This is a genomic window from Nostoc sp. DedQUE07 (genome assembly GCF_034530975.2).
GTDB lineage: Bacteria > Cyanobacteriota > Cyanobacteriia > Cyanobacteriales > Nostocaceae > Nostoc.
On record NZ_JAVRCC020000017.1, the window covers coordinates 119,781 to 132,882 of the forward strand.

8 protein-coding genes are annotated in these 13,102 nt (G+C 40.5%); 4 read left to right on the top strand and 4 right to left on the bottom strand.

The window, feature by feature from the left end; genetic code table 11:
• Window positions 1–56: 56 nt before the first annotated feature.
• Entirely contained in the window at window positions 57–851 is a 795-nt protein-coding gene (gene tatC, locus RMZ95_RS15675) for a twin-arginine translocase subunit TatC (RefSeq protein ID WP_322673130.1), read from the bottom strand.
• A gap of 523 nt (window positions 852–1,374) precedes the next feature.
• Here tatC and RMZ95_RS15680 point away from each other — a divergent pair.
• The 4 genes from RMZ95_RS15680 (at window position 1,375) to RMZ95_RS15695 (ending at window position 9,648) form a co-directional block, all read left to right on the top strand.
• Entirely contained in the window at window positions 1,375–1,605 is a 231-nt protein-coding gene (locus RMZ95_RS15680; RefSeq protein ID WP_322675223.1) for a hypothetical protein, read from the top strand.
• A 71-nt stretch (window positions 1,606–1,676) separates the two neighbouring features.
• The gene (locus tag RMZ95_RS15685; protein ID WP_322675224.1) at window positions 1,677–2,534 is read left to right on the top strand and encodes an SDR family oxidoreductase; all 858 of its coding nucleotides are present in this window, start codon (window positions 1,677–1,679) and stop codon (window positions 2,532–2,534) included.
• A gap of 656 nt (window positions 2,535–3,190) precedes the next feature.
• Complete coding sequence (locus tag RMZ95_RS15690; RefSeq protein WP_322675225.1) at window positions 3,191–4,522, top strand: P-loop NTPase fold protein; 1,332 nt, start codon at window positions 3,191–3,193, stop codon at window positions 4,520–4,522.
• Window positions 4,498–9,648 carry an eIF2A-related protein gene (locus RMZ95_RS15695; protein WP_322682746.1) on the top strand — a complete coding sequence of 1,717 codons (5,151 nt, stop codon included), beginning with the start codon at window positions 4,498–4,500 and terminating at the stop codon, window positions 9,646–9,648. The genes RMZ95_RS15690 and RMZ95_RS15695 overlap by 25 nt, the downstream gene beginning before the upstream one ends.
• 53 nt (window positions 9,649–9,701) lie before the next feature.
• Here the strand turns inward: RMZ95_RS15695 and RMZ95_RS15700 are convergent, their stop codons facing one another.
• From RMZ95_RS15700 to RMZ95_RS15710, 3 genes are all read right to left on the bottom strand, one after another.
• Window positions 9,702–11,105 carry a hypothetical protein gene (locus RMZ95_RS15700; RefSeq protein WP_322682747.1) on the bottom strand — a complete coding sequence of 468 codons (1,404 nt, stop codon included), beginning with the start codon at window positions 11,103–11,105 and terminating at the stop codon, window positions 9,702–9,704.
• Window positions 11,106–11,402: 297 nt separating this feature from the next.
• Window positions 11,403–11,768, bottom strand: coding sequence for a DOPA 4,5-dioxygenase family protein (locus RMZ95_RS15705; protein ID WP_322682748.1), 366 nt, complete (start codon window positions 11,766–11,768; stop codon window positions 11,403–11,405).
• A gap of 286 nt (window positions 11,769–12,054) precedes the next feature.
• The gene (locus RMZ95_RS15710) at window positions 12,055–12,591 is read right to left on the bottom strand and encodes a universal stress protein (protein WP_322675248.1); all 537 of its coding nucleotides are present in this window, start codon (window positions 12,589–12,591) and stop codon (window positions 12,055–12,057) included.
• Window positions 12,592–13,102 lie beyond the last annotated feature (511 nt).

Consider the following 13,102-nt stretch of genomic DNA (forward strand, 5'->3'; position numbering starts at 1 on the left):
TTTAGAGAATTGGTATTAAAACTTATTCACTTTCATCCATAACCTATTGCAAATCGTTATTTACCTGTAAGCTTCACTAGTCCCACACCGCCGAAATAAAGCCCTAAAACTGCTCCTGCTAAAAGACTTTGAGTCAAGGGGTCAGTAGAAGGTGTGAGGACGGCTCCTAAAACCACTGCTCCCATAATCACGTAACGCCAACCAGAAACCATTCGTTCTGATGAGACAATATTCAAATTACCGAGCAACAGTTGAATAATCGGAATTTGAAATGCTAAACCTGTGCTGAATAACAGTAGCAGCACAAATTCAAAATATTTATCAATTGACCAAAGTTGTTCGACTACATCTGCTCCGTAGCTAATGAAGAATTTCAAGGCTGCGGGGATAAGAAGTAAATAGGCAAATACTAAACCTGCTCCAAATAGCACACTCGAACCCAAAACCACAGGCCCCAATAAACGGCGTTCGCGGCGAGTCAGTCCTGGAAGCACAAACTGGATAATTTGGTAAAGAATGAAAGGACTAGTAAGTACGATGCCAGTGTAAGCGGCAACTTTCAGGGAGACAAAGAAATATTCTCCAGGTGCAAGTTGGAGAAATTTTACTCCTTGTGCTGGAACCTCAAGTAACTGGACAATCGGCTTAACGGCAAAGAAACAGCCAATAATGCCTACTGCTACGGCAATCAACGAATAGAAAATCCGTTGTCGCAACTCTTCTAGATGGTCGAAAAGGGACATTTCGACTTCACCAGGCAACTCATCAAGAGGGTCGGTGTCTGAATTGCCATATCCTTCTGGGTCGAGGTTAGGAACGTTTACAGTATCTACGTCTTGTGAAGGCGTCACTTCGCTTCGCTCCGAATTGAAAATTCAAAATTCAAAATTAACAATGCCATAAATAAATTTAGGGGATTGTATCTTTTTTTCGGTCATCGACCATTTTGCTGACTCAGCACTCTTCATTATTTTATCTGGGGAATGCAGCTACTAAGATATGTTTTTGGGTGCTGTGGGTTTTTTGTCCTGTTTTTTGGGTTTGCATCTGCATAAGTTAGTAGGAAGACATCTTGTAGGCAATGCCTAACCTAAAATAAAAAAGGGTGGAACCGATAAATTAGAAATCATGTCTCTGCGGTTAGTAGTCTGTCTTATTGGTTTTGATAACTTTGTAGTAAGCACTTGAGTATTTAGAGAATGAAGGACTAAAGTCCCTACTACGAACTAGCTTACCCATCAATTTCAACTTGACAGACCACTGCGCTGAGTAAATTAGCACAACATCAACATTTAATACTCAGTTTTAAAAATCCGGTTCATCTAGGTGGCATCTATACAGATGGTAATCGGAAATTGTTAGCTGAGGTTGGGTATGAACCGGATAATTTGCATTGCCCTGATGGCATTGCCTGTTTATTTATACAATGTTGGGCTAGGCAATACTTCTAGTAGCGACGTGGCAATTGTTAAAAACAAGTATCCCACAATAGCTGCTCTAATTGCTTACCGTACAAATGCTCAGTTACGCATCTTGCCGTGGCAAATATCGGCTAGAGATGACCAAACCGAAGATTGCCTTCGTGCTGGCACTTGCAAAGATTGATACTAATTCGTAATTCGTAATTCGTAGTTCGTAATTCGTAATTACGGCAGTTCTATCATCAAAGAAAATTAATGGTTGTAGAAAATCAACGTACAGTAGTGGTTACAGGAGCCTCAACAGGAATTGGTCAAGCGTGTGCTTTGCTTTTAGACCAATTGGGCTTTTCTGTTTTTGCTGGAGTGCGTCAAGATGTTGATGCTCAAACACTGAAACAGAAAGGGTCGCAAAGGCTGATTCCGATTTTTTTAGATGTTACTGATGCTGAATCGATCGCAGCTGCGGTTGATACGGTAACAAATGCAGTTGGTGGTGTGGGAATTTTAGGTTTAGTGAATAATGCCGGCATTGCTGTTCCCGGGCCGTTAGAATTATTAGCGATCGCTGAATTTCAACACCAGATGCAGGTTAATGTCACCGGACAATTAGCTGTGACACAAGCATTTCTTGGTCTTCTACGCCAAAGTCGGGGTCGAATTATCAATATGGGTTCTATTGCTGGTAGAAGTCCTACGCCGTTTTTGGGCGCTTATAATGCTTCTAAATTTGCTTTGGAAGCACTCACTGATGTGATGCGGATGGAGTTACGACCTTGGGGAATCTCAGTTTCAATTGTTGAACCTGGTTCTATTGCTACCCCAATTTGGGACAAGTCCCTAAGTCAATCTGAAGTAGCACAGCAGGATTTACCCGAAACGGCACAACATCTCTACGGACAAGCGATGAATATTGTCCGCCAGAAAATGCAGATTATCGCATCTAAGGGAATTTCTGCGGATATTGTGGCTCAAGTTGTTGTCCACGCGCTGACTGCAAAAAAACCCAAGACGCGCTATCTTGTTGGACAAGATGCCAAAATTGGAGCGCTGATCAAGCATATTTTGCCTGACAAGCTACATGACAAGATAATTTTATACTCAATGGGGCTTTAGATTACTGGTTGTCAATACTTCAGAGGTCGTCACTCTGAATGCAAAGGCTGTCATTAACAAAATCATGATTTTCATTACAAAATCATGATTTTCATTCACAAAATCATATTTTCATCAACAAAATTATAGTTTTCATCAACAAAATCATATTTTCATCAACAAAATCATGATTTTCATCAATAAAATCGTGCTGATTTCAGAACGAGAAGCAAAATCTAGTTAAAAAGTGACTCTGAACTCAAGTTGACTTAACCAACGTTTTTATTAAAAGCGATATGCTATAAGGATTGTAGATTATTTTTTTGTAAAATTAACGAAAGCTTGTTAATAAATCAAGCTGACGATCGGTTCAAGAGAGCGACAAAATTGTACTTAACAGTACCTTTTTTTGTGTTGGATATTTTTAATATTCATAAGAGTACCTTATTTAATCTTAGATACTTTTGCTATTTGTACTTATAATAGTATTTTTGCTTACTTTAATTAAGACATCACGATTAAGATGTGCTAGGTCGAACATAAATATAATCAATTATCCTGAATGCTGCTAGTTTAGTTAGTAGTTTGATTAAAATAAGGCATAAATTATCTAAAATCAATATATTTATCTACTAGTAAATTTTTGTATCCCCATTTCTGAGTGAACTTGATTAGTTATGCTCCTAGATTTAGAAAGATTTTATCAAGCTTGCAATCCGAGCAGACCTCTAATTATAGGAAACGCTAGCGATCGCAGGTACTATATTGATTTTGCTGCGGTGCGGGGTGGCAAAATTATCGAAGCTTTGCAGCGCACGATCGCTAGAATATCGCCAGATACACCAACCTGTCAACTATTTACCGGACATCTCGGTTGTGGAAAATCAACGGAGTTGTTACGCCTGAAAGCTGAGTTAGAAGCGCAGCAATTTCATGTAGTTTACTTTGAGTCTACCCACGTCTTAGAAATGGCTGATGTGGATGTGACTGATATTTTGTTAGCGATCGCTGGACAGGTGAGTGAAAGTCTAGAAGCGATGAAAATTAGGCTCAAGCCTCGCTACTTTAGCAAGTTGTTTGGTGAAGTTGTAGATTTCTTGCAGACGCCAATTGACGTTGGGGTAGAAGCAGAGTTGTCTGTAGGAATTGCCAAAATTACCGCGAAAACAAAAGAAAGTCCTCAATTGCGACGGCGCTTACGAGATTATTTAGAACCGCGAACCGCAAATATTTTACAGTCAATTAATCAAGAATTACTAGAACCTGCTAACAAAGAATTGAAAGCTAGGAGTAAAAAAGGATTAGTGGTAATTGTTGATAACTTGGATCGAGTCGCAATTCGACCTTTACCATCGGGGCGATCGCTGCCAGAATATTTATTTATTCAGCGTGGCGAACAGTTACGCAAACTGAATTGTCATGTAGTCTATACTATTCCTTTAGCCTTGACTTTCTCCAACGATAGCGCCGAACTTCAGCATCGTTTGGGGGGTGGAGTTGCCCCAAAAATGTTACCGATGATACCTGTGCGTTTGCGCTCTGGTGAGATTTTTCCCCAAGGGCTATCAATGATGCGGCAAATGGTGCTAGCTAGAGCTTTTCCAGACATTTTACCTAGCGATCGGTTAGGCTTAATTACAGAGGTGTTTGATAGTTTAGAAACCTTAGATCGATTGTGCCTGATGAGTGGTGGTCATGTACGCGACTTATTAGGTTTACTGTTTGACTGTCTGCGAGAACAAGATCCACCCTTTGAGCGGGAATGTGTCGAACTGGTAATTCAAAGACAGCGAGATTACCGAGCCAACGCTATCGACCCCCATGAGTGGGAACTAATCTTTCAGGTGGTGCAACAGCAACGAGTTAGAGGTGATATAGAATACCACACCCTCTTGCGAAGTCTATTTGTATTTGAATATCGCGATCATCAGGGAGCTTGGTTTGCCGTCAACCCAGTTTTAGCAGAGACGGAAAAATTTAAATCATGGTTGAACGACACGCACAAGTAGATATCAGAGCAGCTAATGAGCGTGCTTTGCGGAGTTTGGGGAGAGCAATTACCCTTTCTAGCGGTCAATTTTCCCTAGTTTTGGTGTGCTGCAATTATCAAGTTTTGCAAGAGCAAATGTTGCAACGACTCGAAGAACTCTCTTCAGGAGTACACCACATTCAAAAGGTAGTTCTGCCGCATAATGCCAGAAGTCTTTATACAAGTATTCATTTACAACTGCTAACCGAAGCTAATCCGCCATCGGCGTTGATGATTTTGGGTTTAGAGTCAGTAGATGGACTCGACGATTTTCTGAGGTCTATTAATCATATTCGGGATGAATTTCGCAAACGCCACCCATTTCCAATGATTGTCTGGATGAATGAGGAAGTGTTGCAAAAGGTAGTCCGTTTAGCACCAGATTTTGCTAGTTGGGCGGCGACACCGATTCGGTTTGAAATGACAACTCAATCACTGCTGCAATTTCTGCAACAGGAAACTGACTCTTTATTTGCCACAGTGTTAGCAAACGATGCCGCACAACACCAACCTCCTCAACTTGCAAAGCATTATTCCACTGTCGAGCAAGTCTGGGAACATAGTTATGAACTGCACTTTGCCATTAGAGAATTGCACAATCGTGGTATTACCTTAGAGCCAGAACTCCACGCTAGTTTAGAATTTGTTTTTGGTCTAGATAATTATATTAGCGATCGCATCAATACAGGTTTAAGCCATTTTCAGCAAAGCTTGCAAATTTGGCAGAAGTTAGTAGAAATAGAGGATAAAAGAGCAGGGGAAGCAGGGGAAGCAGGGGAAGCAGGGGGGGATGAAGAAGTATTTTCTTCGTCTACCCCTCCTAATCCTCCATCTGCCCTACTGTTGCGACAGGGAATTTTGCTGTTTTATATTGGGCTGTGTTATTGCCGTTTTGCAGAGCAAAATCAAATAGAAAACCGCCGCCATTGGTACACTGCTAAATCTTATTTTCAGCAGTGCTTGAATATTTTGCAGGTGGCTGGGCGTTTAGATATAGTTGCTGGATTTATTAATCAACTTGCTGAGGTTTTGCAATATCTGCAAGAGTGGGAAGAATTGCAGAGAGTTGCCCAAAAGTCTCTGGAGTTACATCAAACTTATGGTAGTCAAATCCAATTAGCTTGTGACTACGGTTTTCTGGCGCAAGTGGCTGTGCAGCAGTCGCGGTGGGTACAAGCGAGTATCTTAGCACACGTATCACTGCTGAAATTAGGTGAGGCGCAAAAACAGAATGACCCTTATAACTGCTTATTTCCATTATTATTGGCGCAGATTTACTATTTAGTTTTGGCGAAAGCACAGCGAAATTTAGGTGAGCTAGTAATCGCTCATGAATACTTAGATAAGGCGACAAAAGAACTACCAGCGGCCTTAGAAAGCAGTGCCCATCAATACGATGCCCATCGTTATATTCGCTTATTGCGGAGACTGCGATCGCTCTACTTTGAAGAAGGGCGATATTTAGAAGCTTATTACATTCGCCAGAAACGGCGTTCTGTTGAGCAACAGTATGGTTTTCGGGCTTTTATTGGTGCAGGGCGCTTACAACCCCAAAGACAAGCGACAAACCCAGCATTAATGTCACCTTCTGGAAGTAGCAGCATTGCTTTAGAAATTGCGGCTTCTGGTCGAGAGCGTGATATTAATAACTTAATTGGCAGAATTAGCCGCGCCGATCAAAAGTTGACGGTGATTCACGGCCCATCGGGGGTGGGTAAGAGTTCCACTGTCACGGCGGGTTTAGTTCCAGCACTGCAAAATCGAGCCATTGGCGATCAAATAGCCGTGCCTGTGGTACTGCAAGTTTATACCGATTGGGCACGGGAATTAGGAAAGTCTTTAAGTGAGGCGATGTCTAGTGATACATCCCTGGCGATTTATGCTGATATTAAGCTAGAAGCAGCCATTGAAGCGGAAGCTTTGCCTTACTCTGGCATATCGTTCACCATTGGTAGCATTTTACAACAACTCCAAGAAAATGCCGATCGCCATTTGATTACAGTTTTAATTTTTGACCAGTTTGAAGAATTTTTCTTTGGTTATAGCGATCGCAATCAAAAACAAGAGTTTGACAAATTTATTAGCGATTGTCTGAATATACCTTTTGTTAAAGTTATCCTTTCCTTGCGAGAAGATTATTTACATCGGTTATTAGACTTTAAACATCTCTCGGCACTGGAAGCGATTAATAATAATATTCTTGACAAGCATATCCGCTATCAGTTGAATAACTTTTCGCCAGAATATGCTAAAGCAATTATCCGCAAATTGACAGAGCGATCGCAATTTAATTTAGAACCCGCTTTAATTGATGCTTTAATCGAAGATTTATCAACAGAATTTGGAGAAGTCCGCCCCATTGAATTACAAGTTGTGGGAGCGCAAATTCAAGATGAGCGCATTACTACCCTAGAAGAATATCAACCATATAGACCGAACAAACTTATCGAACGATATATTAAGGAACTGATTAAAGACTGCGGCCCAGAAAATGAACGAGCGGCTTTACTCGTCTTATACTTATTAACAGATGAAAGCAACAATCGACCTTTTAAGACTCGTGCTGAGTTAGCAGCGCAGCTAGCAGAGTTAGAAGATGCTGACAAATTAGATTTAGTATTAGAAATTTTAGTGCGCTCCGGTTTAGTAGTTCTCTTTCCTGATGTACCAGAACGCTATCAACTGATTCACGATTATTTAGTAGACTTGATTCGCTACCTGCAACAACAAGAATCGAGCTTACAGGTACAACTAAATCAGTTGCGCTACAAAGTAGAACAAAGTCAAGCTGAGATTGAGCGACTGAAAAGCGAACTTAGTCAAAATAACCAGCGTTCTAAATTGGTAGATTCTCATCCCCAACAGGGATTAGACTTATTAACGGAATTGCGAGAATTACACAAGCGAGAAGAATTAAGTCAGTTAGAAATTGAACAATTACGATCTGAACTCAAAGAAAAAGAGTTAACAGCTAAACTTGCAGAAAGTCAAAAGAAACAAAGACTTAGTGAAGCTCAATTAAATCGTTCGCTGAAAATTGCCCTAACTGCTTCTGTTCTCGCCATCTTCGGATTAAGTGTTTCCATCGTCACAGCAGTAGATAGCGAAATTAAAACTCTCAGTGCATCCAGTGAAGCTCTCTTTGCCTCCCAAAAAGGTATTGATGCTTTAAAAGAAGCTTTAAAGGCAGGGAGAAAATTACAACAAACAGTCTGGATAGATTCTTATACAAGAGAACAAGTACAGACGGCGCTTTATCAAGCTGTTTCAGGGGTCAGAGAATATAATCGCTTGGACGGGCATCTATCTGGCGTCAATAGTGCTACATTTAGCAGCGATCGCTCTTTAATTGCCTCAGCCAGTGCCGATACTACAATCAAACTCTGGCGTCCTGATGGTAGCTTAGTTAAAACCTTGTCGGGGCATGAAGATGTAGTTAATAGCGTCAGTTTTAGCCCAGATAGTCAAATCGTTGCTTCCGCCAGTCAAGACAAGACGATAAAACTTTGGAGTCGAGAAGGTGAATTGCTTGCAACCTTATTAGGACATCAGGGTGTGGTGAATAGTGTGAGTTTCAGCCCAGATGGTCAGATTATTGCTTCAGCGAGTACAGACAAAACAGTGAAACTGTGGAGTCGGGATGGTAAGCTGCTCAAAACTTTGCAAGGACATGATGGTGCAGTCTTGAGTGTCGCTTGGTCAAATGATGGTCAAACCTTAGTTTCTGGGAGTGCTGATAAGACGGCGAAACTGTGGAGTCGCGATGGTAAGCTGCTCAAAACCTTGCAGGGACATGAAGATGCAGTCAAAAGTGTAGCTTGGTCGCCCGATGGAAAAGCGATCGCATCTGCAAGTTTAGACCAGACAATCAAGCTGTGGAATTTGGAGGGTAAGCTACTGCGAACCTTATCAGGGCATAGCGCTGGAGTTACCAGCGTCAGTTTTAGCCGCGATGGTAACACGATCGCTTCTGCAAGTACCGATGAGACAATCAAACTCTGGAGTTTTGAAGGTGTATTGCTGGGAACCCTGAAGGGACATAATAATTGGGTTAACAGTGTCAGCTTCAGCCCAGATGGTCGCACCCTTGCTTCCGCCAGTCGGGACAAAACTATTAAACTTTGGCATTGGGACGATGTATTACTGCGAAAGCCCAAAGCCGATAATGATGACTGGATAACTAGCATTAGTTTTAGCCCAGGCGATCGCACCTTAGCAGCAGCAAGCCGAGACAAAACTGTAAAACTTTTCAGTCGAGACGGTAAACTACTCCGTACATTCACAGGGCATCAAGGTCAAGTTTGGGGTGTAGCTTGGTCGCCCGATGGTCAAGTAATTGCCTCGGCTAGTAAAGATAAAACGGTGAAGCTTTGGAGTGGTGACGGTAAACTGCTCAACACCTTACAAGGTCATAATGATACCGTCTTGAGTGTAGCTTGGTCGCCTGATGGTCAAGTAATTGCCTCGGCTAGTAAAGATAAAACAGTAAAACTTTGGAGTCGCAACGGTAAACTGCTCAATACCTTGCAGGGACATCAAGAAGCGGTGAATTGGGTAAGCTTTAGCCCAGATGGCAAGTTGCTAGCCTCAGCCAGTGATGATAAAACCGTGAAAATCTGGACTATAGAGGGTAAATTGCTATATACATTAATTGGTCATAGCCGCCGGGTAAATGGGGTTGCTTGGTCGCCTGATGGTCAAAGCATTGCCTCAGTTAGTATTGATAGCACAGTGAAGATTTGGAATCGAGACGGTGAGTTGCTAAATAATCTCACGGGCGATGGCGATAGTTTTATCAGTGTCAGTTTTAGCCCCGATGGCAAGACTCTGGCAGCTAGCAGTGATGACAAAGTGAGGATTTGGAACCGAGAAGGAACGTTGCTGATTGCTTTGAAAGGCGATAAAGATGAGTTAACCAGCGTCAGTTTTAGCCATGACGGCAAGACTCTGGCTGCGGGTAGTGGTAATAGCACAGTAATTTTCCGAGATTTAGCAGATATCCAACTGGATAAATTACTGGCACGCGGTTGCGATTTGCTACATGATTATTTGCAGACTAACCAGAAAGTAATGAAAAGCGATCGCGCCTTGTGTTCTAGTAGGTGATTTGAAATTAATCGACTTCATTAATGATTTTCGGGCTTCCCGAACAGCTATATCTATGTTAAATCGATTAAAAAATGAGCTATTAAAGTATTTCTTTCGTAAGATAGCAAGTAAAGATGCAAAAGATTTGGGTTATCTTTATCAAGGTGCATCACTGAACCATCAACTGCTAAGTGGTGATGATCTATCCATCGCTCTTGTGAATCTAGTAAAAAACTGAAATAGGGGCTGACATCTGGATGATTTTTAGTTAATTCTTCATAGCTTTGATAAAAAGGAGGTATCCCAATTCCCATCGGCATATATAAGCCTTTAGGATAATCTGCTACAGCCAATTGAGGAAGCGTTTTCAGATTAATGCCACTAATGAATAATTTATTTGGTTCGCCCGTCTTAGTATCTGTGAATCCTAACTCAATTTCTTGTAAATTTTGTTCCACGCCAATCGGTTTAATATTCCTTAAAATCGCTTTATCAAATTTGCCTATTCTCCAGTATTGATTGCCCCAAGGCTTATTTTGATCGTAAAATCCTGGCGCTCGAAAACTTGCAAACTTAACTTCATTTTTAACGTCGTAAAAATCTCTCCATTTGGTGATATTGGTCGCTAGCGTAGTTCTAACTTTTCTACTTTGCTCTCCAGATACAATTATCCTCTCATCAAGGGGGAACTGAGTAGCAACTTCTTTTTGATCGATTACATTTCTTAAAAGATTAGTTTTGACTACTGTGCCACTCGGATCTTGCCAGTGTTCTAATTTCCACCAATGCTGCCAATATGAAATCTTATTAATTTTTTCAAAAATATTTTTGTAATGTCCAATTGGGAAAGTAAACCAACTTTGATAATAAAGGGTTTTGTTATTATCCTCTTTAGTAAAAAGTAAAATTTCCCAAAATCCGGCATTTAAGCAATTATTAGCCAAAGCTATCTCTACAATATTTTGCTTTTCAAAACCATCTCCTCCAACAATTTCTATATTTTTTGAATTAGCAGGAAAACTAATCTGTTGCCTATTCCACTCCCTATCTGTAAAAGCGATTATTTCTAAACCTCGATCTTTTTTAACCCATTCAGGTGCTTTGGGAACCAATAGCTCTAAATCAACATTTTTTATAACTATTTTTGCCGTGTTTTTATCTGTTGCTTCCAGTACGAAATCGAAATGCGTATCATCTTTCTTAATCAGGATTAATTTTCGATTAGAATATCTTTTAAAATTTTTTCCTAACGGTGCAGGATTGGCTGGATAATCGACATTAGATAATTCTTGTAGTTTTATACTCATTTGATTATCAAATTTATATCTGGATTTAAACCAGAAACCACCTAGTCCCAGCAAACCAAGGCAGAGAATAAGAGTACTAAATAAAATCTGTTTCTTCGTGACTCTGAAATTAACTTTGCCGAATAGGGAAATGCCTGCAAGTTTTTCTTTTGCAGAGATGTTTTTCATCAGACAAATTCCTTTTTTTAAGAATGCTGATTTACAGCATAGCATTCTGCAAAGCGGATGTCTTATTTCTATTTTCAACGAAGTGTTAATAAACAGTTACCTGCAATTAAGGGTTTAATACCAATTCTTATTTTTCCTTTATTACACTTGCAGCAAACTGCTAAAACGCCTACGCATAGGCTGAAACCTTTATTTATTGGGAAATTGGACTTTTTCAACTTCACCAGAATTAGTCACAATAGAAAAAGTTTCACGCCTCAAAGCAAAACTTTTACCCAACAATGTTGTTTACTTTTCTTAATTGGATAAAGTCGGACTAAGCTGTTGAAGAAACTCAATATTTAAATCTAGCTTTTCTCCTAACCATAGGGAATGAACTGCATGGTCTGCCACAGCATCCCCTGTCTCAGGATGAACGAGAATATCCAATCCCTCACGATTGAGCATTAACCAAGGAACGACTTTCTCAAACTGATTCGGTAAGAAAGCAACTTGATACATCGCTTTTGGATGGGGCCCGATGGGCTTGTCAAACCAGCGTCCGAGTTGCACGTCAAACCTAGCGCCTAATCCTTCACGTACACGCGCAGCTACATCTCGACTCGCAGGATCGAAGTAAACATGAGCATGAAAACCAGCGATCTCGATAGTATCTTCTTTCATAGATCCACTTTTCGCTCTCAACTCTAATTTTGGGTAGCTGACTTTTTATTTTTTACTATAAATCTACGACGAGCTACGCCCACGCTCAATTTTAGCCCAATACAGTGTAGTTAGCGATCGCTTGTTGGAGATTCAATTTACAGAGATCGTTGATTGAGATAACTAACTTTTATGGGGTAGGCAGCATACTGAGCGTTATCGTTAACGCGGCCTCTTGCAGAGAAGTAGCGATCGCGCCATTTTGCCCACCCTAATTATGCAAGTTAAATGTGGAATAGCTTAGTAGTTAGTTAACGCTGAAAGTGCTTGTAGTTTCTTTGACAACTTCATCTCTTTTAGGAGTAACTGAAAGATGCACAACATGCACTGAACAAGGAGCATGGTGCAGAACGTAGTTACTCACACTACCGAGAAATAGTTCCATCAGCCGAGAATGGCCCCGACGCCCCATAACAATTAGGTCAGCGTCACAACTATGGGCTAAATCACAAATAATCCGACCAGGATTACCAACATTTTGTGTAAATTCCGTAGTCACACCTGCTGTGTTTGCTTGGGCACAGAAAGATTGCAACATCTGGATTCCTAGATTTTTAAAGGTATCCCACTGTTGTTGGTATAACTCAAAGCTTTGACTGGTCAATCCTGGATAGTAGTCCATATTAGACAGCATGGGTACATAAGGACTACCCTCTTCTTCAGAAGACAGAACATGAAGTAACATTAAGCTAGCTTGTGTTAACTTTGCTAAATCTAATGCTTCCTCAAAAACCTGTTGCCCTATTTCCGAGCGATCTAATGCAACTAGAATCTTTTTAAACATCATATAGACCTCCGATTTCATTGGTAATTGGTCTTTACGGTTTCGGGTTTCCAGATGCTGGATTGTCAAAAATGACTAATCCCTCAACTATGTTTAGCGACTTTTGAATTTTAAATCTCTTAAAGGTTTTCGCACTATATTTATATTTATAGCAAAACAATTTGAGGAACTTGTGAGGAAAGCCAGCATTTATCTTTGAGCATGAGGGAGCATCTCATTTTGGAATAAATATCTTTGGGTTTCGAGCCTAAATCCCTTTCTCAAAATTGCTATGCATTAGTCACATTTTTCTTAAGATTGTTGCAAATGAGCCAGCAACAGGATTGTAGAACAACGCGATCTGCGGATATTTGACAAAAGCAGAAGAATGTAAATGACAAAAATTTTTTAGGCGATCGCTAACTACAAACTGGAGAATTTGAGTAGATACCTATCAATGTTTTTGCTCTTGTTTTAAGTAATATCATGTCCGGTAAATCACTTACGATTAAGCTCCGATGTTAATCCACCA

Excerpts from the sequence above, each read along its gene's own strand:
- RMZ95_RS15680 (WP_322675223.1), top strand. The coding sequence starts at position 1,375 with ATGAACCGGATAATTTGCATTGCCCTGATGGCATTGCCTGTTTATTTA.
- RMZ95_RS15685 (WP_322675224.1), top strand. The coding sequence starts at position 1,677 with ATGGTTGTAGAAAATCAACGTACAGTAGTGGTTACAGGAGCCTCAACA.
- RMZ95_RS15690 (WP_322675225.1), top strand. The coding sequence starts at position 3,191 with ATGCTCCTAGATTTAGAAAGATTTTATCAAGCTTGCAATCCGAGCAGA.
- RMZ95_RS15695 (WP_322682746.1), top strand. The coding sequence starts at position 4,498 with ATGGTTGAACGACACGCACAAGTAGATATCAGAGCAGCTAATGAGCGT.
- RMZ95_RS15700 (WP_322682747.1), bottom strand. The coding sequence starts at position 11,105 with ATGAAAAACATCTCTGCAAAAGAAAAACTTGCAGGCATTTCCCTATTC.
- RMZ95_RS15705 (WP_322682748.1), bottom strand. The coding sequence starts at position 11,768 with ATGAAAGAAGATACTATCGAGATCGCTGGTTTTCATGCTCATGTTTAC.
- RMZ95_RS15710 (WP_322675248.1), bottom strand. The coding sequence starts at position 12,591 with ATGTTTAAAAAGATTCTAGTTGCATTAGATCGCTCGGAAATAGGGCAA.